Here is a 24,301-nt window from a genome sequence, read left to right on the forward strand (position 1 = left end):
GTTTCGGGCGAATGTCTTGCGGGGGACTGGAAATGGCTTGGTGGCGGAGTTGCCCGATGCGTGGATACATCCGAATAGAGGCACAGAACGCGTGAGACGCTAGCACAGTCGGCGTAGGGCAACTGTGCCGCGAACGGGGCCTTTCCTTGCGGCAATGGATGTACTCATCAGGACGGCGCGCCGCCTATTCGGCGTGATTAGGCGGTTCGACCAGGGGCGATTCGCCGGACGGTGGCCCACAAGGATTAAGGGGTGCAACGGCCGCCATAACTCGCTACATAGAGGCCGAGACATCCGTGCAACTCTGGCTAACGAGGAGGTACCGCTATGCGGGCCGAGATCGAAGCGGCCGCCGGCGAGATCAGAGAATCGCTGGCGCTGCTGAGGAGGCATCTTTGACTGGGATAACGCGCTGCGTCGTCTCGACGAACTGAACGCCTTCGCTGAGGACCCCAAGCTCTGGGATGACCCCACGCGCGCGCAGACCATCATGCGCGAGCGCACCCAGCTCGAAACTTCGGTGAACGGCTACCGCGCGCTGGAGCGCGACCTGTCCGACAGCCTTGAGTTGATCGAGATGGGCGAGGCCGAGGGCGACGCGACCGTGGTCGCCGATGCCGAGGCCCAGCTCTATGCGCTGCGCGACCGCGCCGCCAAGTTGCAGATCGAAAGCCTGCTGTCGGGCGAGGCGGACGCCAACGACTGCTTCATCGAGGTCAACGCCGGCGCCGGCGGCACGGAGGCCCAGGACTGGGCGCTGATGCTGATGCGCATGTACATGCGCTGGGCCGAGCAGCACGGCTACAAGACCCAGTGGCTGGAAGAAAGCCCCGGCGAAGAGGCGGGCATCAAGTCCGCCACGGTGCAGATCAGCGGCCACAACGCCTATGGCTGGTTGAAGACCGAGGCCGGCGTGCACCGTCTGGTGCGCATCAGCCCCTTCGACAGCCAGGCGCGCCGCCAGACCAGCTTCTCCGCCGTTTCGGTGTCCCCGGTGATCGACGACAAGATCAACATCGAGATCAACGAAAAGGACTGCCGCATCGACACCTTCCGCGCGTCGGGCGCCGGTGGTCAGCACGTCAACAAGACGGACTCGGCCATCCGCATCACCCACCTGCCGACCGGCATCGTGGTGGCCTGCCAGCAGGAACGCTCGCAGCACAAGAACCGCGCCAAGGCGTGGGACATGCTGCGCGCCCGCCTGTATGAGCGGGAGCTGAAGATCCGCGAGGATGCCGCCGCCGCGCTCGAGGCGACCAAAAGCGACATCGGCTGGGGCCACCAGATCCGCTCCTACGTCCTGCACCCGTACCAGATGGTGAAGGACCTGCGGACCGAGGTGGAGACGTCGCAGAGCCAGTCGGTGCTGGACGGCGACATCGACATGTTCCTGGAAGCGGCGCTGGCGTCGCGGCTGAAGGGGCAGGGGGACGAGGCGGCGGCGTAAGCTGCGGCTGCCGATTGCCCCCTCCCTCCCACGCTGGCGCGTGGGTCCCTCCCTCCCCCGCTTCGCGGGAGAGGGCGAGATTCCCTCCACCGCGCGAGCTCTCGCGCAAACCTTCGGTTTGCGCTGACGCGGCAGGCGGACCTTCGGTCCGCCGAGAGCGGGGGAGGGTTAGGGAGGGGGCAAAACCTCGCTCATGCGAAACCTAACCTCCCCCCGCGTTGTTCTCCGCGTCAAAACCGGAGACCAGCATGACCCGCACCCTGATCGCCGCCGCCTTTCTCCTCCTGTCCGCCTCCGCAGCGTCTGCCGCCTGCCCGGACGAGAGCATGCCGCCGGACATGCGGCAGGCTTATGTGGAGGGCGCCCAGTCGGCGTTGAACGAGCACGGCTTCCGGGCCGGCAAGGCCGACGGCAAGATGGGTCCGAACACGCGGACCGCCGTGCGCGCCTATCAGAAGGCGGCGAAGCTCCCGGTCGACGGCTGCGTCACCAAGGAGCTTCTGGACCACCTGAACTTCGCCCAGCCGAAGGTCTACGCGCCGGGGAAGCGGTAACGCACGCTCACTTCACGAAACTGAGGTCCATGATGGAGCGGGCGTCCAGCGTCTTGTCCACCTGACCCTCCGACTGCCAGAACTTCACCTGGTTGACCACGTCGTCCACCAGCAGTTGGCCCTTGGGATCGACGTAGGGCAGGCCGGCGGCGACGATCTCCGGCTTCTGCTTGGTGGCGTCGGCGATGATGGTCAGCAGCTCGTCATAGCCGGGGCCTTTGACGATGGCGCCGGAAGCGTCCTTGGTGTTGAAGGCGGCGTGGTACTCGGCCGTGGCGGTCTGGTAGGCGCGGACGAACTTCTCCACCATCGGGCGGCGTTGGGCGACCGTCTTCGGGCCGGTGAAGAGCGCGCCGAGCTGCCAGGGCGTCTCGTCGCCGGCCCAGCCGATGATCCGGCCGGCGCCGTCGGCGACCACCTGACGGGCGACCGTGACGGGGGCGAGGATGGCGTCCACCTGACCGCCCTTGAAGGCGGCGGTCATCTTCGGCACGTCCTGCAACGGCACCATGGTCACGTCCTTGACCGTGAAGCCGTATTTCTGGCCGAGCAGCCCGATCATGTAATGGAAGGTCGAGCCCACCGTGGTGATGGCGATGCGCTTGCCCTTCAGGTCGGCGGGCTTCGTCAGCCCGGCCTCATAGGCGGCGTTGGTCGCGACATAGGCGGAGAGCTGGAAGCCCGGCTCGTCGCGGCTCTGCGCCGCGATCATGGTGATGGCCCCCTTGGAGGCGAGGTTGTAGAAGCCAGCCGTCAGGCCGGTGACCCCAAAGTCCACGTCGCCCGAGGCCACGGCCACCGGCACCTGCTGGGCCGAGGTGAACATCTTCAGGTCGACGTCCAGCCCTTCCTTCTCGAAATAGCCCTTGGACTTGGCGATGAACACCGGCCCGGAGGACGCCAGCGCCAGCACGCCGATGGAGGTCTTCTCCAGGCCTTGGGCGAGGGCGGGCATGGCGGTCATGGCGGCCGTGGCGCCCAAGGCAACTCCCAAAACGGCCCGGCGGGTCCAATGCGTGAGCTTCATTATTTAGATTCCTCCCTGTTCCGTAAATACCCTCTCCCATCCCCGATGGGAGAGGGAGGGGCCCGCCGCGCGAGCGGTGGGAGGGTGAGGGCAAGGTCATCCCGAGAATCCTTGCCCTCACCCTCCCACGCCGAGGGCGTGGGTCCCCCCCTCTCCCGCCGGAGGCGGGCGAGGGGAAGAAAAGCGATGTGCTCAGCGCCATTTCAGCAGGCGGCGTTCCAGGATGGACAGCACAGTGCCGATGGTGAGGCCGAGCAGCGACAGCACCAGCACGCCGGCAAGGAGCTGGTCGGTCAGCATCAGGTTGCCGGCGGTCAGGACGAAGGCGCCGATGCCGTACTCGGCCCCGATCATCTCCGCCGCCACGACCAGGATCAGCGCGATGGAGGCGGTGATGCGGAAGCCCGCCAGGATACCGGGCAGGGCGCCGGGCAGCACGATCTTGCGCAGGATCGACGCCCAGGGCAGGCCGAAGCTCTGCGCCATGCGGATCAGGTTGCGCGGGACGGAGTCGATGGCGCTGTAGGTCGCGATCACGGTGGGGAAGAAGACGCCGAAGCCGATGGTGGCGAACTTCGACGGCTCGCCGATGCCGAACCACAGGATGAACAGCGGCAGCAGAGCGATCTTCGGGATCGGGAAGAAGGCGGACACCAGCGGCACGCCGATGGCCCGCGCGACCGAGCCGATGCCCATGGCGAAGCCCACCACCATGCCGGCCGCCGTGCCCATGGCCCAGCCGAGCCCGATGCGCATCAGCGATGCCTTCAGGTGCTGCCACAGGCTGCCGTCCTGGACCATGGCGGCCAGCGCCTTGGCGACGGCGCTGGGCGGTGGAAGGAACAGGGCGCTGACGAGGCCGAAGCGGTTGGTGGACTCCCACAGCGCAATCAGGACGGCGAAGGCCAGCAGGGCGGCCCAGCGGTGGGTGCGGACGCTGAAGCCGCCGCCGCGGAAGCGGACGGGCTGGGTGGGGGCGATGGGTGTGGGAGAGACGGGGAGGCCGGTGTCAGGCATCGGCGATCTCCCGGTCGGCCAATTGCGCCTCCGCCCGGATCAGGTGCCAGAGCCGGTCGCGCACCTCCGCGAGGTGGAGCTGGGCGGAGGGGTTCAGGCGCTGGTCGCGCGGCTCATCGATGGTGACGATCTCGCGCAGGCGGCCGGGGCGGCGGCTCAGCACCGCCACGCGGTCGGCGAGGCGAAGGGCCTCGTCCAGATTGTGGGTGACGTAGACGGCGGTCGTGCGCTCCCGCTGCCAGAGGGCCAGGAAGTCCTCCATCAGCAGCTCGCGCGTCTGGGCGTCGAGGGCGGACAGGGGTTCGTCGAGGAGGAGGATGGCCGGGCGGACGGCAAGCGCGCGGGCGATGCCGACGCGCTGGCGCATGCCGCCGGAGAGCTGCTTGGGCAGGGCGGCGCGGAAGTCCCACAGGCCCATGCGGCGCAGGCCCGCTTCGATGCGGTCGCGGCGCTCGGCGGCGGAGAGCGGGTGATGTTCGAGGACGAGCGCGACGTTGTCCTCCACGCTGCGCCAGGGGAGCAGGGCGAAGTCCTGGAAAATGAAGGTGATCGGGTTGAGGCAGCCGTCCGGAGGCTCGCCCGCGACCGCGACCGTGCCGGAGGTGGGGGCGACGATGCCTCCGGCGATGCCGAGCAGGGTGGACTTGCCGCAGCCGGACGGGCCGATGACGGCCAGAACCTCCCCCTCCTGGACGGTCAGGGTGATGTCCTCCAGGACGGTCAGGTCGTCGTAGCGGTGGCACAGATCCTTGATGAGAAGCCTCATGTACGTTTACCGGCCCAGGCGATGAGGAGGTCGTCGCGGGACTTCAGGCCGGGCTCCGGCAGCGCGTGGTTGACCACTGCCTTGGCGGCTCCGCCCGTCGCTTCGGGCAGGCGGTTCTCCCACATGGCTTGGTGGAGCGTCGGCAGCTTGTCCCAGGCGCCCAGGTATGTCGCGGGCACGCGCACGGCGCCAGAGGCGATGATGCGGTTCAGCCCTGCGATTTCCGCCGCGTTGGACAGGTGCGTGCCGATGATCGCCGCCGTCGGCATCAGGATGCGGCGCTGGCGCATCCACACCTGCGGCGCGTAAAAGCTGTAGCGCCTGCCGTTCATGTCGCCGCAGAAGACGACGCGGCCGGTGTGCGGCTTCACGAGCATGGTGGAAACAGCCAGCGTGTCGCGCCGCGCGCGCTCCACCACCACGTCCGGCATGCCGCGCGGGTTGTCGGCGGAGCGCAGGATGCGGCCCACCGCCTGGCCCAGCGGCTTGAAGGTTTCCTCCGTGAAGAGGCGCACGGCCTCCTTGAAGGCTTCGGTCTCGCGCTGCGGGTCGGGCAGGTCCGGCATGGTGTCGGGCCACACGAAATGCGGCACGCGGCGCTTGATCTCGGCGAGGGAGACGGCGCCGGCCAGGGCTTCGCCGTAACCGAGGGAGAGCACGAAGTCGCGTTCGGAGTCCTGGTCGGTGACGACGCAGACGCGGGCGCCGGACTCGCGGGCGGCTTCGATGGCGGATAGGGCCATGTCGTCGCGCAGGCCCACCGCCCCGGCGCCGTAGAAGACCAGAACCGCCTCGCCGGGGCGCAGGCGGGCGCGGCGCAGCATCTCGGCCGGTGGCGCCGCGCCGGGCTTGCCGAGGAAGGTCATGTGATAGCCCGACGAGGCGCCGAAGAAGGTCAGCGCGCCGCCGGGGGCGAGCGACTGGAAAGTGCGCGGGAAGGTGGTCTCGCCGGCGTGGCTGACGGCGTAGTCCATCAGGTTGCCGCCGTTGGCCGCGCGCAGGGCGTCGATGAAGGGCTGGCCGGCCTGCTCCCACGCCGCCCATCGGGCGGGGTCGGCGGGGATGCGGGTGAAGGCGCTTTCGGCGACGGAGCGGTCCACGGCCTCGGCACCACGGGCGCGGATGGCGGCGGCGCGACGTTGGGAGGAGACCATGCCGGTCACCTTCATGCGGCGGGCGAGCGCCAGCTCCACCGTCCAGGCGCCGGTGCCGCCGGCCGCACCCTCCACCAGCAGGCGCTTGCCGGGCTGCACGTCCAGTGCGGTGAACAGCGCGCGGTAGGCGGTGCCGGCGGCGAGCATGTAGCTGCCGGCCTCCTCCAGCGCGAGGTCGGGCGGCAGGTGGAAGAGCTGCGGGCCATCGGCCAGCATGAACTGCTGGTGGCTGCCGTCCGGCGACTGGTAGCCCTGGATGTGGAAGTCGGTGAACATAGGGTCGGCCCCGGCCTCCGGGTCCAGGATGTCGGAGACGCCGGAGTAGATGGCGACGAGGTCGCCGACGGAGAGCCGCCCCTGTGCCTGAAGCGCCTCGCCGAGGCGCACCACCATGCCGACGCCGCCGGAGCCGGTGATGTGAACGTCCTCGTCATGCTCGTCGAACAGGGAAATGGGAATGCCAGTCAGCGCCCAGACGTCGTTGTAGTTCACTTCGGAGGCGAGGACGTAGACAAGCGCCTGGTTGGGGGCGGGCTCGGGGACCGGGACGACGACCTCGGTTTCGGCGTCGGCGGGATCGCCGTGGGAGGCGGCGCCGGTTTGCAGGTCGCGGACGACGGCCTGCGCCAACTGCCATTGGGGCAGGGGCGTGGCGCCGGGGACGAAGGGGCTGCCGATGGGCAGCACGCCGTCGCGGGACTCCCGGCGCGGGCGCGCGGGGAGGGGCGGGGACTTCTTCTCCAGGAACAGGGCGATGCCCTTCTTGGCGCCGTGGTCGGGGTCGAGCAGGTAGCGCGCGAAGGCGTCGATCTCGGCGGCGGAACCGGCGTCGAAGCCGTCGCGCAGGCCGGTGTCCACGAGGGTGACGATGGTGTCCGCGACGGGGCCGCGGCCGACGGAATGGGCTTGGGAGAGGAGGCGGTTCACTCCCTCTCCCCTCTGGGGAGAGGGTTGGGGTGAGGGGGTTGCGCGTTGTGGTGCGTTCGGCGAAAGCGCAACCCCCTCACCCTCCCCTCTCCCCAGAGGGGAGAGGGTTTTGAGTGCGTGGGAACGCGCCATCGCCTTCGCCAAAGTCAGCGCATCATCCGCGCCGCGCGCCACCACGTCGACGAGGCCGATCTCCAGCGCGGTTTCCGCGTCCACCTGACGGCCGGACAGGAGGATGTCCAGGGCGCGTTCGTAGCCGCGCTCCGCGTCCTTGCGCATCAGCAGGCGGGGCAGGCGTTGGGTGCCGCCGTAGCCGGGGGGCAGGAACAGGTTGATTTCGGGCTGGCCGAGGCGGGCGCGCGGGTCGGCGATGCGCGTGTGGCAGGCCATCGCCAGCTCGCAGCCGCCGCCGAGCGCGACGCCGCGAATGGCGGCGATCACCGGCTTGTCCATGGTCTCGATGGCGCGGAAGACGGCGTGGGCCTTGGCGGGGAGGGCGCGGGCCTCGTCCTCGTCCTGCACCTCGTCGAGAAGCTGGCGGATGTCGGCGCCGGCCACGAAGTTGCGGCCCGTGCCGGTGATGACCACCGCGCGCACGTCCGGACGGCGGGCGAGGTGGGCGACGGTCGTGTCCAGCTCGTCCAGGAGGCGGTCGGACAGCGCGTTGACGGGCGGGTTGTCGATGGCGATGGTCGCCATACGGATGCCGTCCGCAAGGCGGTCGTACTGGACGGACAGGAAACGCTGGCGCTCGATCAGCGTCTGCTCCTCGGCGCGCTGCTGGCCGCGCTTCCAGGCGGCGATGCGGGCGGCGAGGTCGGTCAGGCACTCCGGATTGCGCAGGGTGGAGGTGTCGCCCAGCGGCTCGTCGTTCATCATGGCCGTCAGGAAGCGGCGCATGTATTTGCCGGAGCGGGTCTCGGGGAAGGCGGGGACGACGAGGATGTCGGAGGGGACGGCGACCGTGCCCTTCTCCTGCCGGACGAGGTCCTTCAGGCGGCGCTCGTCGTCAGCCGTCAGGTCGCGGCCTTTGGCGGGCAGGACGAAGGCGACCGGGGTCAGGCCCTTTTCGCGGTGGGGGGCGCCGACGACGATCACGTTGCCGACGGGGCTGTCGGGGTTGATCTGCTTGTCGCGGAGGATGGCGCCCTCGATCTCCTCCGTCCCCATGCGGTGGCCGGAGACGTTGATCACGTCGTCGGAACGGCCGTGCAGGCTGAAGCTGCCGTCGGCGTATTTGCGCGCGAAGTCGCCTTGCAGGTAGGCCCAGACGGGGTTCCCGGCGCCGTCGCGGAAGCGGCCGAAGTAGGTTTTGGTGAAGCGGTCGATGTCGCCTTTCCAGCCGGGCTGGCCGACGTTGTCGGCGTCGCCCCAGATGGTGCGGGTCAGGTAGGGGTAGGGGGCGGTGACGACGATCTCGCCCTTTTCCTCCGGCTCGGCGGGGCGGTAGGGGACGCGGCCGGTGGCGTCGGGCCCGGCTTCCGGCACCCACACGTCGCCCAGAACCCAGGGCAGCGGGTAGGTGTGGGCGTCGGCGCGCAAGGGCTGGTCGGGGTTGCCGTAGGGGTGGGTCCAGACGATGCCGCCGTGCTCCGTCGCCCAGTAGGAGTTGATGTATTGCGGGGTCATCACCTCCATGCCGAAGGCCTGCACGGCGGGGCTGGTCGGCTCCGCGCAGAAGGTGGCGACGCGCAAGCTGGAGCGGTCGTAGCGCTCCACGTCCGCGCGGTTCTCCGGGTGGGTCATGACCGTCTTCAGGAAGGTCACGCCCGCCTTGAAGATGGTGACCCGGTGCCGCTCGATGATCGAGGCGAAACGGCCGGCGTTGGGGAAGACGGGCGCGCCCTCCGTCACGATGCCGGGGATGCGGGCGGCGAGGCTGGCGGTGATCAGGTAGCTCTGGCCGGTGATCCAGCCGGGATCGGCGACCACATAGATCACGTCGCGGCCGGGCAGCGCGTCGAAACTGACCTTCATGGTGTGGGCGAGGCCGGCGACATAGCCGCCATGGACATGCACCACGCCCTTCGGCTTCCCGGTCGAGCCCGAGGTGTAGATGATGAAGAGGGGGTAGTCGGCGTCCACGGGAACGCAGGGGACGGCCCTGGCGATGGCGGCGTAGAGCGCGCGGTCGTCCAGCGCGCGCAAGGCCGCCATGTCGGGGACACCGGCGGCGCGGCAGAGGGCCTGTTCGGCCTTCGCCAGCAGGTCGTGCGCCCAGACGTCGCGGCCCGGCGTCCAGGCGATGTCGGGCAGGCCGACGTGGCGGACGACGATCACCGTTTGCACGCGCGGCGGGGCGGCGGTCAGCGCCTCCGCCACGCTGGCGCGCAGGTCGGCGACGGTCGCGGCGTCGAGGGTGCCGGCGCGGTCCAGCGCCTTGCCCAGTTCGCGCATCACGTCGGCGGGGGCGACGGTGATTTCGCCCTCCAGGCCCTGGCGGACGGGTCCCATCAGGGCGGTGTCGCCGAGCTTGGCGCGCAGCACGTCCTCGGTGATGCGGAGTGCTGCGGGCAGGGCGACGAAGCGGTCGAGCGCCGGGTCGGTGTAGGCCTCCTTGAAGGCGGCGACCTCGGCGTTGCGGCTGGCGCCGTCGGCGGTGATGACGACGCGGGCGCCGGCGTTCTCGATGCGGTCGGACAGCGTCTTGTCGGAGAATCCGCCGAACACGGCGGTGTAGATGATGCCCAGCCGCTTCGCCCCCTCGGTCCAGACGATCTGGTCGAGGATGTTGGGCATGTTCAATGCGATGCGGTCGCCCCTGCGCAGGCCGAGGTCGCGCAGCGCCTGGGCGGCCAGGGCCGAGCGGATCAGCAGTTCGCGGCGGGTCAGCGTGACGTGGTGGACGGGGCCGCCGCGCCCATTGTTGGCCGCAGCGTCCCAGCGGTCGCCCTCGTACCAGTAGGCGACTTCGGAGCCATGGCCGGAGAGGACGTGGCGGTCCACCTCGTTGAAGGCGGCGTTGGTCAGGCCGCCGGCGAACCAGCGGTAGAAGGGCGCGTCGGAGGCGTCGAAGGCGGTCGTCCAGGGAGTCCAGCCGGGACGGCTCGCGGGCTCGCCCGTCGCGGCGTTCCAGCCGCGCCAGACTCCGTCCGCTTCGCGGGTCAGCCAGTTGGCGCCGTCGAACCAGTGGATCGTCTCCGCCGCGATGGCGCCGTGGAAGGCGCCGGGGTCGGCCTCGCAAGCGGTGCGCTGGGCCTGCCAGTCGGCGGCGGACCGGATCGGGTTGACGGTCACGTCCCGCGGCAACGGCGGCTGGAACGCGGACCCGGCGACGGCCTTGTCCATGGTCTTCCTCCCCAGGAAGCTGTCTTGGTTCGTGGCCGCGTCGTTGCGCGGCGTTGAGCACTATACAAAAAAGACCGGCCGCGCGAGGCGGCCGGCGAGATGCTTTGGAGGAATCGTACACCAAGGCCGCAGGGAACGACGCGGTCATGGGACGGTTCGCGGCTATAGTAGCAATCGCCGTGCCAGTGAAAGTTGGTGACGCAAACGGCAGCTTTGCGACGTTCGGGAGAAGGGGGAGGGGTGCGGCGGTGTCCGGGGATCCGGACAGGTGACCGGCGGGGCGGACGGTTGCCCCCTCCCTAACCCTCCCCCGCTGTCGCGGGAGAGGGGACTGCCGCCGCATTGCAAATTCTCCCCTCTCCCGCGAAGCGGGGGAGGGTTAGGGAGGGGGCTCTATAAGAGCGACGCCGCGATGGCGCTGGGCGGTGGCAACAGGGTGGAGGGCACGCCGAAGCCGCGCACCAGAACCTCCCACCCCAGCAGAAGGCCGAGGACGGACAGGCCGGGCACGACGACGCGGCGGAGCGTGCCGGGGACTCCCGCCAGGATCCGCAGCACCCGCCACTGCATCAGCGCCGCGGCGAGCAGGTAGAGCCACAGGCCCCAGCCCTGCGACAGGTCGGCCCCGCTGCTCAGCAGGTGAAATGGCAGCAGCCACGCCAGCGCGGCCCCGCCCAACTCCGCCCAAGCGCCCTTGACGCGCGACGGCGCGGTGCGCCCGGCGACCACGGCAAGCGCCGAGCCCAGCAGGAACATGAAGGCCAGCGGCTCCCCGGTCCAGGTCAGGGCCATGCCGTCGCGGCTGCCCAGCGGCTGGGTAAGCGCGGCCACCGCGATGACGGCCAGCGCCACGAGGCCCCAGTCGGCCGCCGTGCGCAGGGAGGTGCGGTACTGGTCGCCGGTCGGAGCATTTGGGGTCGGCGCATTTGGGTTTGTGGGCGGGTTTGTGGGCGGCTCTGCGGGCATGGACTCGGCGGGGATGGGCGTTGGGTATCGACCGGCTACGCTATCACCGTGGCAACAATGGCACCAGTTTCCCGCTTGACGGTTCGTGGTTGAAAACGGCGGGTTTTCTGGATTTTCGGGAGGCTTGGTTCCCGGCGCCCTGCCCAAGGAGCGGGCGGTGCGCGATTCGCCCGCATGGCGCTTTGGCGATTGCGGCGCTATAGCGCGACGGGCCAGGAGTGGAGAGGCGGACGCGATGCCCGAGGTTGAGGTTTCCCGAGAGGATGTCGGTCAGGTCACGGTGTTCGAGGCGTTCCCGTCCACCACGCCGCCGATGCGCTATCTGCCTCTGATGTATGCGGCCCTGCTGGAAGCCGGCCTGATCGGGGTGTCGGAGCTGATGATGGAGCCGGCCGGGACCATGCTGCGCTGGCTGGCGTTCCTGTGCGCGGTTCCGCTGATCCTGCTGTGGCTGGTGTCGCTGCTGCGCGCGGCGCGGCGCGGGGCGGTGCGGCTGACCGTGGAGCCCGAGGGGCTGCGCGCCTACGGGCACATCTACCCGCACAAGACCATCCGCGACATCGCCCTCTATCCGCCGGGGCAGCGGCGTCCGCTGTTCGTGTCGCGAATCGACCGCGCCAACTCACGCCAGCATCAGGCGGAGCTGGATCTGGTGACCGGCAACGTCGCGGTCGAGGGGGCGGGCGGCAAGCGCAGCCGAAGCCAGCGCAACCTGCACGGCTTCCGGCTGGTCCTGCACCGGCACGGCCAGCGCCCGCCCGTGATCCTGGTGCACGGGCTGACGCTGTCGGGCGGAGAAACGCTGTTCGCGGGGCTGGCGGCGGAACTGCGCAAGCACAGCCCGACGCCGCCGCCCCCGGCAGCGCTCTTGAAGCAGGACGAGGCTACCGCCGCGCCGTCGGCGCCGGAGGCAGGTCCTCCTCAAGGATGACGACGTGCAGGGCGTAGGAGACCTCGCCCTCGTCCACGTCGCGGTGCAGCGTGCCGACGAACTCGTCGCCCAGCATGACTTCCGCGGACTGCCCGGCCTTCTCGGGCGGCTCGATGACGATCTTGTCGTTGCCGAGCGTCTTGCGCAGGTAGGCCTGCACGCGGGCGATTTCGGTTTCGGTCATCTTCGCGGCGGTCGGCTTTGCGGGCGGCATGGCGGTTTCCCTGTGTTGTCGAAGGGGTCATATAGAAAGCTTTCGGGCAAAGGGAAAGCACTACCTCGCCATGAATGGCGCGCGGCCCCTTCGTGTTGCGCGCTTCACAGCGGATTTCGGCACGAATGGGTAAAGACCCGCCGCGAAGGAGGCCCCGGCCCGCGCGGCGGCGCAAGGAATCGGCCAGGAATACCCCAAAGAGGGGGTAGTCGAGGCCAAGTCGTTAGTGCGGGTGGGTATGAACCACGCTGGTGAGACGCGTTACCCTGATTTGCCAGCTTGTTCCGAGGGGCGCGGGCCACTACTGAACGATCAGGAGCGGGGATTACCACGTTCCGCGCAAAGGCGAAGGAGTCACGATGGGCTTGCGCCTGTATCGTCTCTTTCTGGCGATGGCGGCCGCCGTGCTGCTGGCCGTGGCGTCCCCGGCGGGCGCTTGGGCGGCGGCGGAGCAGCGCATCGCGCTGGTCGTCGGGATCGGCGCCTATCTGCACGCGCCGGAACTGCCCAACCCGCGCAACGACGCCCGCGCCATGGCCGGCGCCCTGCGCAAGCTGGGCTTCACGGTGGAGGAGAAATACGACCTCGACAACCGCGGGCTGGCCGAGGCGTTGCGCGGATTCGGCATCAAGGCCGGGCAGGCGGACGTGGCGCTGCTGTATTTCGCCGGGCACGGCATGCAGGTGGCCGGCACCAATTTCCTGATCCCCGCCGACGCCCGGCTGGAGCGCGAGCGCGACCTCGTCTACGAAGCACTGCCGCTGAACCTGCCGATGGGCGAGCTGGCGCAGGCCCGCAAGCTGGGCATCCTGATCCTGGACGCCTGCCGCAACAACCCCTTCGCCGACCGGCTGGTCCGGTCGGGGACGAAGAAGACCGAGGTGCATTCGGGCTTCGCCCGCGTGGACGACACGCCGACCGACACGCTGGTCGCCATGGCCACCCGCGCCGACGCCGTGGCCGAGGACGGGCAGGGCGACCACAGCCCCTACACCATGTCGCTGCTGAAGAACTTCGAGGTGCCGGGGCTGGAGCTGAGCCTGTTCTTCCGCCGCGTGCGCGACGACGTGATGCAGCTGACCCAGGGGAGGCAGGAACCGTTCCTCTATGGCTCGCTGGGGGCCGCACCCTTCTACTTCAACCCGCTGCCGGAGAACCGCCCGCCGAAGCTGGCCGAGATAAAGCCGCTGGAGGTCTTCGACCGCGGCGGGGCGGAGCCGTTGGGCATCGGGCGGCCGACCGATCCCGACAACGACCAGCTGTTCGCCCAGGTGACCGGCCTGCCGCGCGGCGGCAGCGTGCGCATCGGCGACCGGGTGGTGCTGATCGGCGACTATCTGACGGTGGAGCAGCTGGCCGCCACGACCTTCAAGCCGGACGCCACGCATCTGGGCGAGGCCGGCACCTTCGAGTTCGCGGTGATGGACGGGCGCGGCGGCGTGGCGCGCGGGACCGTGCCGATCCTTGTCAAGCCGAGCAACCGGCCGCCCGTCGCGGTGGCCGAGCGCACCATCCGCACGGTGGCGAACGCGCTGCGCCTGGACCTGCCGACCGACCCCGACGGCGACCCGCTGAGCTTCATCGTCAGCGCCGTGCCGGAGCGCGGCAAGGTCCGCGACGGCACGACCGCGCTGAAGCCCGGCGACCGGCTGAGCGCGGAGCAGCTGACCTCCCTGAACTACGACCCTGAACGCGCCCCCGCCGGCCGGGCCGGCGTGTTCAGCGTGCTGGTCGAGGACGGGCGCGGCGGCCGGACCACGCTGAGCGCCGTGCTGGAGGTGGAGGAGGCCGGCGCCTCCCCACCCGCCGCAGACCTGGAGGAGGCGCTGTGGCGCCGCGTGCGCGACAGCCGCAACCCGGCGGACGTCGAGACCTTCCTACGCCTGTTCGACAACGGCCCCTTCACCGGCCCGGCGCGCGAGCGGCTGAACGTCCTGCGGGCGGAGGGCGCGCGGGTCGCGGCGGCGGGGACGAGCGGGGGCGCGTCGGCGGCTGGCAGCGGGTCTTCGGGCAGTGGATCTGGGGGCGGCGCGCGGCCGAAGGCGGCAGCAGCGCCCCCGCCGGCTGACCGGACGACTCCCGACAAGGCTCCGGCCCCGGCGGAACTGCGGGTCGAGCCGGCGGGCGAGGGGATGTATGTGGCGGTGTCCGACTCCGTGCTGCGGGCGGGGCCGGACACGCGCTCCGAACCGGTCGGCGGGGTGGCGAAGGGCGGCTATGTCCGGGTGCTTGGCCGGGTGGCCGACGCCGACTGGTACCGCGTGGCGCTGGACGACGGGGCGCAGGGCTTCGTCGCCGGCCCCTCGCTGCGCCCCGCCGGGCCGGAGGACCGCCAGCGGCTCGCCATGGCCGCCCCGGCGCAGGCCGAGCCGTCCTCACAGGGCCAGCCCCAAGGCCAATCCCAGGGCCGGGCGCAGGGGAACGGCAACAGCTTCCAGGATTGCCCGGAATGCCCGCCGATGGTGCGCATCCCCGCCGGCAGCTTCAGCATGGGCAACGACAAGGGCGACCCCAGCCAGCGTCCGGCCCACCGCGTCACCTTCGCACGGCCCTTCGCTATCGGCGTCTACGAGGTCACCGTCGGCCAGTGGCGCGCCTGCATGGAGGGGGGCGGCTGTCCGTCTATGCCGCGCATGAGCAACGTGTCCGACGACACGCCGGTTTACAACATCAACATCGACGACGCGCAAGCCTACGTGGCGTGGCTCAGCCGCAAGACCGGCCAGCGCTACCGCCTGCCGTCGGAGGCGGAATGGGAATACGCCGCGCGCGGCGGCGGCACCGGCCGCTTCCCGTGGGGCGACAGCCTGACGCCGGGCGCGCATTTGGCGAACTGCCGCGACTGCGGCGGGTCCTTCGACCGGATGCGGCCGGCCTCGGTCGGCAGCTTCCAGCCGAACGCCTTTGGACTCTACGACACCAGCGGCGGCGTGGCGGAGTGGGTCGCCGACTGCTGGAACACCGGCTACAAGGGCGCCCCCGCCGACGGCAGCGCCTGGACCGCCGGCGACTGCCACAAGCGGGTGCTGCGCGGCGGCTCCTGGCGGGACGAGCCGGACGCGATCACCGTGACCGCCCGCATCGGCTACGACGCCGACGTGCGCTATCCGGCGGACGGATTCCGCGTGGCGCGGGACATGAATTGACCCGCTCTTGTGAAGCGGGTCACAGCGGCGCGAAAAGATATCACAAAGAATGAGCCGCCTCGTCCGTCGTGACGGTGTTGTCGTTCCGCCACGCGACCGCGAAAGCGACGGGAATGCTCCGAAATTGCAAGAATAGCCCCGGAATGGGTGCGGTAATATCCCTGTTCGAAAGGTCGTCGGCCAACGGCCAATTCGGTCTGAGTTTTTAAGACAATTGAATCTCGGCGATATCCGGAAGTGTTATCGGATGGTACTTCTTGTGGAGGGTATGGGCGTGTTGGGAAAGCTGCTTGGCTGGTGCCGCAAGACCACCACGCGCGTTGCCGTGGGCGTTGCGCTGATCCTGGTGGCGGGCGCCGTCACCGCCGAAGCCGCCGACGCCTCCGCTGATGGTCCGGAGAAGCGCGTCGCGCTGGTGGTGGGCAACGCGCAGTACCACAGCGGCGGCGCCGCGCCGGGCGTGGCGGCCAACGCCGGGACCATCGCCGACGCCCTGCGCCGCGCCGGCTTCGCGGTCACCATGGCCGACAACCTGGACCACCGGGGCATGGTCGCGGCGCTGACCCGCTTCGGGGAAGCGCTGGGCGAGGCCGACCTGGGCTTCTTCTACTATTCCGGCGTGGCGCTGAGCCTGTCGGCCAAGGGGTTCCTGGTGCCGGTGGACGCCCGGCTCGCCTCCGAATACGACGTGATCTTCGACACCATCGAACTGGACTACGCGCTGAAGGAAATCCAGCGCGCCGGGCGCAAGGCGGTGGCCGTGTTCGACCCGGTGCCCGCCCACCCGCTGGCCGACACGCTGGCGGCGTCCATGGGCGAGGCCGGGAAGTCCGTAAAGCCGGTGCTGGCGGCACCCTCCGCGCTCGACAACCTGTTCGTGGTCTACGCACACCGGCCGGGCACCGCGCCGGCCCCGTTCCCCAGCGCCGGCCCCAGCGCCTTCACGCTGGCGCTGGCCCAGGAGATGATCAAGCCCGGCGTGCCGCTGCGCGACGCCCTGGCGGAGGTCGCGCGGACCGTCGTCGGGCGCACGCGCGGGGCGCAGCATCCCTGGCTTCAGGACCGGCTGGGCGGCGATCTGGTGCTGGTGCCCGGCGGGTCCGCCAAGGTGGCCGCGCTGCCGCCCGCCAACGCCCCCCCCAACGCCCCCGCGAAGCCCGAGCCGCCGCATGAGGCGAAGCCGGCAGCGGTCGCGGAGGTGGAGGTCGATCCGCTCGACGAAAAGCGCGTCGTCACCCGCGACACCAAGCTGCGCGCCGGCCCGGACAACCGGTCTGCCGTGATCGGGGGTCTGCGCCACGACAGCGAGGTCAAGGTGACCGGCCGGCCGAAGCGCAACGCCGGCTGGCTGCGCATCGAGCATGAGGGCAAGTCCGGCTACGCCTACGCCGCCAACCTGACGAAGCCCGACGAGGCCGCGCCGCAGGCCCCGGTGGTTGCGGAGGCGCCGTCAGGTCCGGCGACGGCTTCGGGCGCGACGGCGCTGGCACCGGGCGTCTACACGGTGCTGCGCGCCACCAACCTGTTCACGCGGCCCACGCTGGGCGCGCGCAGCCTGAGCGAGCTGGAGCCGGGGCAGCCGGTGACGCTGGTCGAATCGGTGCCGGACTCGAACTGGGTCCGGGTGCGCGACCGCGAGGGGCAGGAGGGCTACGTCTCCGTCGCCGCCCTGTCGGGGCGCGGGGGCGAGACGGCCGCCGCGCCTCCGCCGAGCGCTTCCCGCCCGGCGACCGTCACGCGCGGCGATGTCGATCCGCTGGCCGGCACGCTGTCCGGGAACTCCGGCTCGGCCGAGATCGCCGCGCTGCCCGCCGGGGAGCCGACGGGGCGGTCCCTCTCCGTGCGGGAGCCGGCGGCGCTGGGGCTGGCCGCGCCCTACCGCGACTCCTTCGAGGCCGGGCGCAATGCCGCCTCCCGCGCCGCCAGCGCCGCCGGTGCGGCCCGAGCCGCGGAAGGGCGGGCGCTCCAGGCCCAGGCCGGCGCGCGCCAGGCGGCGGAAAAGGCCCGCGCCGGGTCGACCACCTACCGCTTCCCCAACGGCGACCTCTATGAGGGCAGCTGGGCGCGCGGCGCCGGGATCCTGCCGATCCAGGGCCAGGCGAACAAGGAGGGGGTGGGCGTCTACCATTTCGCCAACGGGCAGCTTTACGAGGGCGAGTGGAAGGGCGACGCCATGTCCGGCGTCGGGGTGCTGACCTTCCCGTCCGGTGACCGCTATGTGGGCAGCTTCTTCAACAACATGCCGAACGGGCCGGGCGTCTACCGCTTCGCCAACGGCGACGTCTACACGGGCGAGGTCCGGCAGGGGCGGGTGGAGGGCCACGGCGAACTGGCCTTCACCAACGGCGACCGCTACGTCGGCATGGTGGTGGACCGCCAGCCGAGCGGCCACGGCGAGCTGATCATGCGCGGCGGCGGCCGTCACGTCGGGCTGTTCCGGGACGGCATCCAGGACGGGCCGGGCACGGCGGTGACCGAAGGCGGCGCGTTGAGGCCGGGCGTGTGGCGGGGGGCGACGCTGTTGCGGGAGTAGTGGCGACAAGCGGCGTTTGCCCCCACCCTAACCCTCCCCCGCTCGCGCGGGAGAGGGGACTGCCGCCGCTTTGCACAGACCCCCTCTCCCGCGAAAGCGGGGGAGGGTTGGGGAGGGGGCACCGGTTGCTACTTCCGCCCTTCCTCCACGCCCGAGGCGATGATCATGTAGGGCTCGGTCGCCTGATCGTCGACGCGGAACTTGGTCCACATGCCGCCGGTGGCGTGGGCGGCGACGCCGCAGATAAAGTCGAAGTCGCCGGCCGTGCTGGTCTTGAAGTCCAGCGTGTCGCCGCCGTTGGGCGGCAGGCCCTGTTCGGGGCTGTTGGTGTAGGCGCGCGGGATGGCGACCTGATTGACGCCGGCGACGTCCGGCATCTCGTTCGGGGCGTAGGCCTTGGTGACCAGCAGGCTGTGCGGCAGCATGCCGTCGTGGTTGGTGAACTTGATGGAGACGGTCCAGCCGACCGGCACCACCACCGTCATGCCGCCCTTGTAGTAGCCGTTGAAGTTCAGTGCGCCGTTGTTGGGGTTCCAGCCGGCGACCACGTCCATGCGGACCTGCTTGCGGTCGGGATTGGCCGTGATCCAGCTTGGCGTCAGCTTCTCGTCGGCGACCACGCCCGAGAACACCGCCGTCAGCGTCCCGGCGAACGCCAGCGCCGCCACCAATCGTGTCATGCAGCTTCCTTCCTTCACGACAAAAAAGAAAGGGCGCCGGGTTGGGGGCGGCGCCCTTCGCCAGGACCATCGGCGCAGTTCGCCGACTCACTCGACGCCGAAGACCACCAGGGCGTCGCCGTATTTCGCGTTGATCTGGAAGTTGCCGCCCGCCGCCACCGCGACGTAGGGCTTGCCGTCCACCTCGAAGGCCATGGGGGCGGAGTTCACGCCGGCGCCCGCCTGGAAGGTCCAGACCTTGGCGCCCGTCTTGGCGTCATAGGCGTTGAAGGCGCCGTTCGCCTCGCCCGCGAAGACCACGCCGCCGGCCGTCGTCAGGGTGCCGCCGATCATCGGCTGCTCGGTGCGGGCCTCCCACATCATCTTGCCGGTGTCGGGGCTGACGGCCGCGACGTTGCCCCACTGCTTCTCGCCGGGGATGGCGACGAAGGCGCCGCCCAGCCACAGCTTGCCCTTCTCCCACGGCTCGTTCTTGACGATGTAGTGCATGGGCTGGTGCAGGTTCACGCAGTAGAACAGCCGCGTGTCGGGGCTGAAGGCGCAGGGGCTCCACTCCACGCCACCGTTGGCGCCGGGCAGCATGCGCGTGCCCTGGCCGGGGGTCGGCAGCGCGAACAGGTTCTCGTGCGGGATCATCGGCTCCGACCGGCGGATCAGCTTTCCGGTCTCGCGGTCGTTGGCGTAGACCCAGCCGGTCTTGCCGCCGTGCAGCACCGCCGGGACCATCTTGCCGCTGTCGTCGCGCACGTCGGCCAGCACCGGCGGCGAGGTGGAATCCAGGTCCCACACGTCGTGCGGCAGATACTGGTAGGCCCATTTGACCTTGCCCGTCTCCGCGTCCAGCGCCACGAGGCTGTCGGACCAGCGGTTGTCGCCCGGCCGGCCGGAGCCGTCGAGGTCCGGCGACGGGTTGCCGGTGGTGGCGAAGACCATGCCGCGCTGCACGTCGATGGAGCTGGTCATCCAGTTCGACCCGCCGCCGCGCCGCCACGCATCGTTGAACTTGCCGGACTGGGCCGCGGCCTTCTCGCCCGCGATGTCGCGGTTCAGCGTGTTCTGGCCGTCGGCCTTCTCCACATAGGCGCCTTCCCAGCCCTTGATGCCGTCGGGGCCGGCTTCGTCGGGGCCGGGGATGGTGTGCCAGCGCCACGCCAGCGAGCCGTCCTTCGCGTTGTAGGCGCTGATGAAGCCCCGGATGCCGTATTCGGCGCCGGAAATGCCGATGATGACCTTGTCCTTGTAGATGACCGGCGCGTGGGTTTCGGAATAGCCCATCTCGCTGTCGGCCACCTCGACGTCCCATTCCTTCTCGCCGGTCTTCTTGTTCAGCGCGATCAGGTGGGCGTCCAGCGTGCCCATGAACACAAGGTCGCCCAGCACGGCGACGCCGCGGTTGTTCGGGCCGCAGCAGAGATAGTTGGTCGCCAGCTTGTGCTGGAAGTGCCACAGCTCCTTGCCGGTCGCCGCCTCGATGGCGAAGACGTGGTTGTAGGGCGTGGTCAGGTACATGATCCCGTTCTCGACGATGGGCGTCGTCTGGAAGGAGCCGACCACGCTGGTCTGGAAGATGTACTTGACCTTGAGGTTCTTCACCGTGTCGGGGGTGATGGCCTTGCTGGGCCAGTAGCGCAGCTGGCCGAGGTCGCCGCCGTAGTTCAGCCAGTTCTTGCTCTGCTGACCGGCGGCGACGAGTTCATCCCAGGTCGCCGCCTGGACGCCGGTGCCGATGGCCGCTCCGGTGCCGAGCAGCAGGACGGCCGTTGCGGTCGCCAACCTCACACGCATGGTTGCCTCCCCCCGTATTTGGTGCCGTTCGAATGTCGTTCAGTCCATCGCTTGCGAGACCGCCTGGGCGAGCGCGCGCAGCTTGCGTTCGGTGTAGGCCAGCTTGCGGCAGATCATCGCCGCGTCGTCTTCCGTCTTGTCGAGCCGGCGCAGGTTCCAGAAGCGCGCCTGCCGAATGTCGGCGCCGTTCGCGCTGGCCTTGGTGAGCGCCGCGTTGTTGGCGTTCACCTCCTCCGCGATGATGCGGGAGCGGACGACGTTCAGGCCGATGCCGTCCACCATGATGCCGCGCAGCCGGTTGGTCAGGTCCACCACGCCGGAGAACGCCAGCGTCAGGGTGGCCTGACGGTCATCGGGATGCCAGGCGGCATGCCGGGCGGCGAAGCGGGCGATGGCCTCGGCGCCGAGGGCGGGCGGGTTTTCCGGGTTTGCGACGAATTCGACCAGATCGCGGACCTCGGCGTTCGCCTCCCACGCGCGGTCGGCGGGCAGGGCAGAGAGGATCTCCGGGTGCCGGTCGGGCCACACCATGGCGGCCGTCAGCGTTTCCACCAGAGGTTCGCGGCAAGGCCAGTCTTTTAAGGGTTCTGCCGCTTGTGCGGCCAGCGGAGACAGCAGGGTGGGAGGCAGCAGGGTGAGGAATAGAGCAAAGCCCATCCCTCTGGCCGCTCCCCCATCGGAGCGGCCAGTTCGCATGTCTGGCATGGTCGTTTCACTCCCTGAACCGCCGGTCCTGTGGGCCGGTCTTCTTGCTTTCGACTTGGTGGTCCGGCATCGGCTGGGATTTCGCCGCTGTGGACTTTACCGTCATGTTCATGATGTAACTGATATGTTAGGAAGTCAAACAATCAGTATATTGTCCAATAGGGCTAACCAGAACTGGTGCGCCCGCCGCGCAAGGAGGAGCGTTCATGAGTCAGCACCGTCCGCGTGTCGCCCTGGTCCTGCTGCTTGGCCTGCTGGGTCTTGGAATGGCGGCATCGCCGGCCTTGGCGCAGCAGCCGGCGGCGGAGGCCGACAAGGCGCTGGTCGATGCTTGCGCGCACGAGCTGGGCGAACGGCAGGGCGGGGGGCATGCGATGACCGTCACCTCGACCGAGATGGAGCGGCCGAACGAGACCACGGTGCGGGTGAAGCTGTCGCTGACCTCCGGCGAGGGACGGCTGATCCAGGGGACCTGCGTGTTCCGGAACGGCAAGCTGTTCGATGTGCGCCAGTGACGGGGCGCCAGTGACGGGGCATCCGTGAGGCGCCGTTGAAGGGGACGAGCGGGTCGGTGGGCTGTTCTTCCGGTATAGGGTCCGGATCGCACGGACCCATGATTGGGAGGATGAGTCATGCGAGTTCTCGTGGCATCCGCGACCGCCCTGGCGCTGGCCCTGCCCGTCGGCGCGATGGCGCAATCGACCACAACGCCCCCCTCTGCCGGGTCCAGCGCGGGCAACACGGGCTCCGTCACGGCACCGGGGCCGATGGACCAGAACAGCGCCGGCACGGTCGGCAGCCGTATGCATCAGGCCAACCCGGCCAGCCCGCCCGGCGGCATGATGGGCAACACGGCGAGCCAGGAGCAGATCCGCAAATCGCTGGAGCAGGCGGGCTTCACCAACGTCCGCGTCCTAGACTCCGCCTACCTGGTCCAGGCGCGGGGCGCCAACGGCGAAACCGTGACGATGATGATCGACAGCTCCGGCTCCACCGCGTCCGGCAGCAGCATGTCCGGCGGCAGTATGATGAACGGCGGCATGATGGGCGGAGGCATGGGCGGCAACATGGGCGGTAATATGGGCGGTAATATGGGGTCCATGATGGGCGGCTCGAACGCGACCGGCCAAGGGGGCGGTTCGGCGGGCGGTGCCACCACCGGCACCGGACCGGGCGGCTCCACGGGCACGCCGTCGGGCACCACGTCAGCGCCCACCACGACGAAGTAGCGGGGTTTCACGCCAGCACAGGGTCGGGCCGCGGCGGGGAGGGGCGCCGCGGCCTTTCGTCGTGCGTTCCCATCGTTGTGCCTTCTCGTCTTCGTGTCTTCCAGGCGTCGTCGATTTGTTCCACATTGAAATTGCTGGGGGACCCTTGAGCGAGGACGGGCCTGGATGGACACGCTGATCGACCGGAAGAAGGCGCGGGCGGGGAAGGCCGACGTGCCGAAGGCGACGCGCGATCCGGAGGGGACGCGGGCGCGCATCCTCGCCGCCGCGACGGAGGAGTTCGCGCGCCATGGTCTGGGCGGCGCCCGGGTGGAGCGCATCGCCGAGGTCGCCGGCACCAACAAGCGGATGCTCTACTACCATGTCGGCAACAAGGAGAGCCTGTATCTGGCCGTGCTGGAGGGCGCCTACGAACGCATCCGCGTCGCCGAACGGACCCTGAGCCTGGAAACGCTCGCCCCGCCGGAGGCCATCGCGCGGCTGATCGGCTTCACCTGGCAGTATTTCCTCGACCATCCCGAGTTCATGGCCCTGCTGAACATCGAGAACCTGCACAAGGCGGATCTCCTGAAGACCTCGCAGAAGATCCACGCGATGCATTCGCCTTTCGTGCAGATGATCGCCGACGTGCTGAAGCGCGGGGTGGCGACGGGCGTGTTCCGGCCGGGGGTGGACCCGGTACAGCTCTACATCTCCATCGCCGGGCTGGCGTACTTCTACCTGTCCAACGTGCACACCCTGTCCGTCGTCTTCGGCCGCGACCTGTTGGCGGAAGACGCGAAGGCCGCCCGCCTCAACCACATGGTGGAACTGGTGCTGTCCTCGTTGCGGGCGTGAGATTTCGGGATATCCGTAGGTTGGGTTGAGCGTGCGAAACCCAACATCGTCGCCGTGCCGGGCGTGTTGGGTTTCGCTTGCGCTCAACCCAACCTACGAAAGCAATTGCACGCGCAACCTTCCGTACATCTGACCATCAGCATCCCCCTTTGGCGTGGTTGACCTATTCCCGCGCCCGGTCGTACTTTTAACCAGCCGGTTAAAAGAGCGCTCGCGATGGCGCCGGAGAGGCCGGCGGGAGGGAGTGCGATGGCTCGTGCAATGGCCCGTGAAAACGGTGCGGGTGCCCCGGTGCATGCGCTGGTGCGCCTTGCGAATTCCGGCTGGTTCCGGCCGTTCCTGTTCCTGGTGGTGCTGACGGTCCTGTGGGACCTGTCGGTGCGGATCTTCGCGATCCCCGCCTATCTGATCCCCAAGCCGGGCGACGTGGCCCTGGCGCTGATCGCCGATTGGGACCAGTTGCTGGCGGCCTCGGTGCCGACCACGCTGGCGACGCTGGGCGGCTTCGCCCTGTCGGTGCTGTTCGGCATCCCGGTCGCGATGCTGATCGCCGGTTCGCGGACGGTGGAGGCCTACGTCTACCCGCTGCTGGTCTTCTCGCAGTCGATCCCGAAGGTGGCCATCGCGCCGCTGTTCGTGGTGTGGTTCGGCTTCGGGCTCGTGCCCAAGGTGATCTCCGCCTTCCTGCTGGCCTTCTTCCCCGTCGTCGTGTCGGCGGTGCAGGGCTTCAAGTCGGTGGACCACGACATGATGGATCTGGCGAAGTCGATGAAGGCCTCGCGCCTTCAGACCTTCCGCATGGTCAGCCTGCCGCACGCGATGCCGGCCATCTTCGCCGGGCTGAAGGTCTCCATCACGCTGGCCGTCGTCGGCGCGGTGGTGGGCGAGTTCGTGGGTGCGAACTCCGGCATCGGCTTCGTCCTGCAACGCTCCATCGGCAATTTCGAGCTTCCCCTGATGTTCGCCGCGCTGGTCGTGCTGGCGCTGATCGGGGTGGTGCTTTTCTGGATCATCGACGTGATCGAGCGGCTCGCCATCCCCTGGCACGCGAGCCAGCGCCACAACTTCACGGCGACCTCGTAGCGGCAAAAA

General features: G+C 69.6%; 18 protein-coding genes. 9 read left to right on the top strand and 9 right to left on the bottom strand.

Annotated features, from left to right (window positions below; genetic code table 11):
* The first annotated feature begins 327 nt into the window (after positions 1-327).
* Both prfB and ACSVC7_RS21815 read left to right on the top strand, forming a co-directional pair.
* Positions 328-1,450, top strand: a protein-coding gene (prfB, locus tag ACSVC7_RS21810; protein ID WP_448206711.1) for a peptide chain release factor 2 whose coding sequence is annotated in 2 segments (ribosomal slippage) — positions 328-396 and positions 398-1,450 — 1,122 coding nt in all. Because the reading frame shifts where the segments join, the coding sequence is not laid out codon by codon here.
* A 248-nt stretch (positions 1,451-1,698) separates the two neighbouring features.
* On the top strand, positions 1,699-2,004 hold the full coding sequence (locus ACSVC7_RS21815) for a peptidoglycan-binding domain-containing protein (protein WP_448206710.1): 306 nt from the start codon (positions 1,699-1,701) through the stop codon (positions 2,002-2,004).
* Between the two features lie 7 nt (positions 2,005-2,011).
* On the opposite strand, the gene ACSVC7_RS21820 is transcribed toward ACSVC7_RS21815, so the two are convergent.
* From ACSVC7_RS21820 to ACSVC7_RS21840, 5 genes are all read right to left on the bottom strand, one after another.
* Positions 2,012-2,986 carry an ABC transporter substrate-binding protein gene (locus tag ACSVC7_RS21820; RefSeq protein WP_448206709.1) on the bottom strand — a complete coding sequence of 325 codons (975 nt, stop codon included), beginning with the start codon at positions 2,984-2,986 and terminating at the stop codon, positions 2,012-2,014.
* 237 nt (positions 2,987-3,223) lie between these two features.
* Positions 3,224-4,048, bottom strand: coding sequence for an ABC transporter permease (locus ACSVC7_RS21825; RefSeq protein WP_448206708.1), 825 nt, complete (start codon positions 4,046-4,048; stop codon positions 3,224-3,226).
* Positions 4,041-4,814: an ABC transporter ATP-binding protein gene (locus ACSVC7_RS21830; RefSeq protein ID WP_448206707.1), complete on the bottom strand. Its 774-nt coding sequence runs from the start codon at positions 4,812-4,814 to the stop codon at positions 4,041-4,043. The genes ACSVC7_RS21825 and ACSVC7_RS21830 overlap by 8 nt, the downstream gene beginning before the upstream one ends.
* Complete coding sequence (locus ACSVC7_RS21835) at positions 4,811-10,183, bottom strand: AMP-binding protein (protein ID WP_448206706.1); 5,373 nt, start codon at positions 10,181-10,183, stop codon at positions 4,811-4,813. The genes ACSVC7_RS21830 and ACSVC7_RS21835 overlap by 4 nt, the downstream gene beginning before the upstream one ends.
* A 393-nt stretch (positions 10,184-10,576) precedes the next feature.
* On the bottom strand, positions 10,577-11,149 hold the full coding sequence (locus ACSVC7_RS21840) for a hypothetical protein (protein WP_448206705.1): 573 nt from the start codon (positions 11,147-11,149) through the stop codon (positions 10,577-10,579).
* Between the two features lie 235 nt (positions 11,150-11,384).
* Here ACSVC7_RS21840 and ACSVC7_RS21845 point away from each other — a divergent pair, with 235 nt between their 5' ends.
* A complete protein-coding gene (locus ACSVC7_RS21845) occupies positions 11,385-12,080 on the top strand; it encodes a hypothetical protein (RefSeq protein ID WP_448206704.1) in 696 nt (231 codons plus the stop codon).
* Here the strand turns inward: ACSVC7_RS21845 and ACSVC7_RS21850 are convergent.
* Entirely contained in the window at positions 12,034-12,294 is a 261-nt protein-coding gene (locus tag ACSVC7_RS21850; protein WP_448206703.1) for a DUF3126 family protein, read from the bottom strand. The genes ACSVC7_RS21845 and ACSVC7_RS21850 overlap by 47 nt on opposite strands.
* 365 nt (positions 12,295-12,659) lie before the next feature.
* Here ACSVC7_RS21850 and ACSVC7_RS21855 point away from each other — a divergent pair, with 365 nt between their 5' ends.
* Both ACSVC7_RS21855 and ACSVC7_RS21860 read left to right on the top strand, forming a co-directional pair.
* Entirely contained in the window at positions 12,660-15,440 is a 2,781-nt protein-coding gene (locus ACSVC7_RS21855) for an SUMF1/EgtB/PvdO family nonheme iron enzyme (protein ID WP_483508621.1), read from the top strand.
* Positions 15,441-15,714: 274 nt separating this feature from the next.
* Positions 15,715-17,973, top strand: a complete 2,259-nt coding sequence (locus ACSVC7_RS21860) for an SH3 domain-containing protein (RefSeq protein ID WP_448206701.1) — start codon at positions 15,715-15,717, stop codon at positions 17,971-17,973.
* Between the two features lie 128 nt (positions 17,974-18,101).
* On the opposite strand, the gene ACSVC7_RS21865 is transcribed toward ACSVC7_RS21860, so the two are convergent.
* The 3 genes from ACSVC7_RS21865 to ACSVC7_RS21875 all read right to left on the bottom strand — a co-directional run bounded on the left by ACSVC7_RS21865 (position 18,102) and on the right by ACSVC7_RS21875 (position 20,990).
* Positions 18,102-18,653: a sulfocyanin-like copper-binding protein gene (locus ACSVC7_RS21865; RefSeq protein ID WP_448206700.1), complete on the bottom strand. Its 552-nt coding sequence runs from the start codon at positions 18,651-18,653 to the stop codon at positions 18,102-18,104.
* 87 nt (positions 18,654-18,740) lie between these two features.
* Positions 18,741-20,438 carry a pyrroloquinoline quinone-dependent dehydrogenase gene (locus ACSVC7_RS21870; protein WP_448206699.1) on the bottom strand — a complete coding sequence of 566 codons (1,698 nt, stop codon included), beginning with the start codon at positions 20,436-20,438 and terminating at the stop codon, positions 18,741-18,743.
* 39 nt (positions 20,439-20,477) lie between these two features.
* Positions 20,478-20,990, bottom strand: a complete 513-nt coding sequence (locus ACSVC7_RS21875; protein WP_448206698.1) for a hypothetical protein — start codon at positions 20,988-20,990, stop codon at positions 20,478-20,480.
* Between the two features lie 359 nt (positions 20,991-21,349).
* Here ACSVC7_RS21875 and ACSVC7_RS21880 point away from each other — a divergent pair, with 359 nt between their 5' ends.
* The 4 genes from ACSVC7_RS21880 (at position 21,350) to ACSVC7_RS21895 (ending at position 24,292) form a co-directional block, all read left to right on the top strand.
* Positions 21,350-21,658, top strand: coding sequence for a hypothetical protein (locus ACSVC7_RS21880; RefSeq protein ID WP_448206697.1), 309 nt, complete (start codon positions 21,350-21,352; stop codon positions 21,656-21,658).
* Positions 21,659-21,775: 117 nt separating this feature from the next.
* Positions 21,776-22,372, top strand: coding sequence for a hypothetical protein (locus ACSVC7_RS21885; protein WP_448206696.1), 597 nt, complete (start codon positions 21,776-21,778; stop codon positions 22,370-22,372).
* A 165-nt stretch (positions 22,373-22,537) separates the two neighbouring features.
* Positions 22,538-23,209 (top strand): TetR/AcrR family transcriptional regulator, encoded by a 672-nt coding sequence (locus ACSVC7_RS21890; protein WP_448206695.1) that lies wholly within the window; start codon positions 22,538-22,540, stop codon positions 23,207-23,209.
* Positions 23,210-23,458: 249 nt separating this feature from the next.
* Positions 23,459-24,292 carry an ABC transporter permease gene (locus ACSVC7_RS21895; protein WP_448206694.1) on the top strand — a complete coding sequence of 278 codons (834 nt, stop codon included), beginning with the start codon at positions 23,459-23,461 and terminating at the stop codon, positions 24,290-24,292.
* Positions 24,293-24,301: the final 9 nt, after the last annotated feature.

Source organism: Azospirillum mesophilum, from assembly GCF_053470405.2.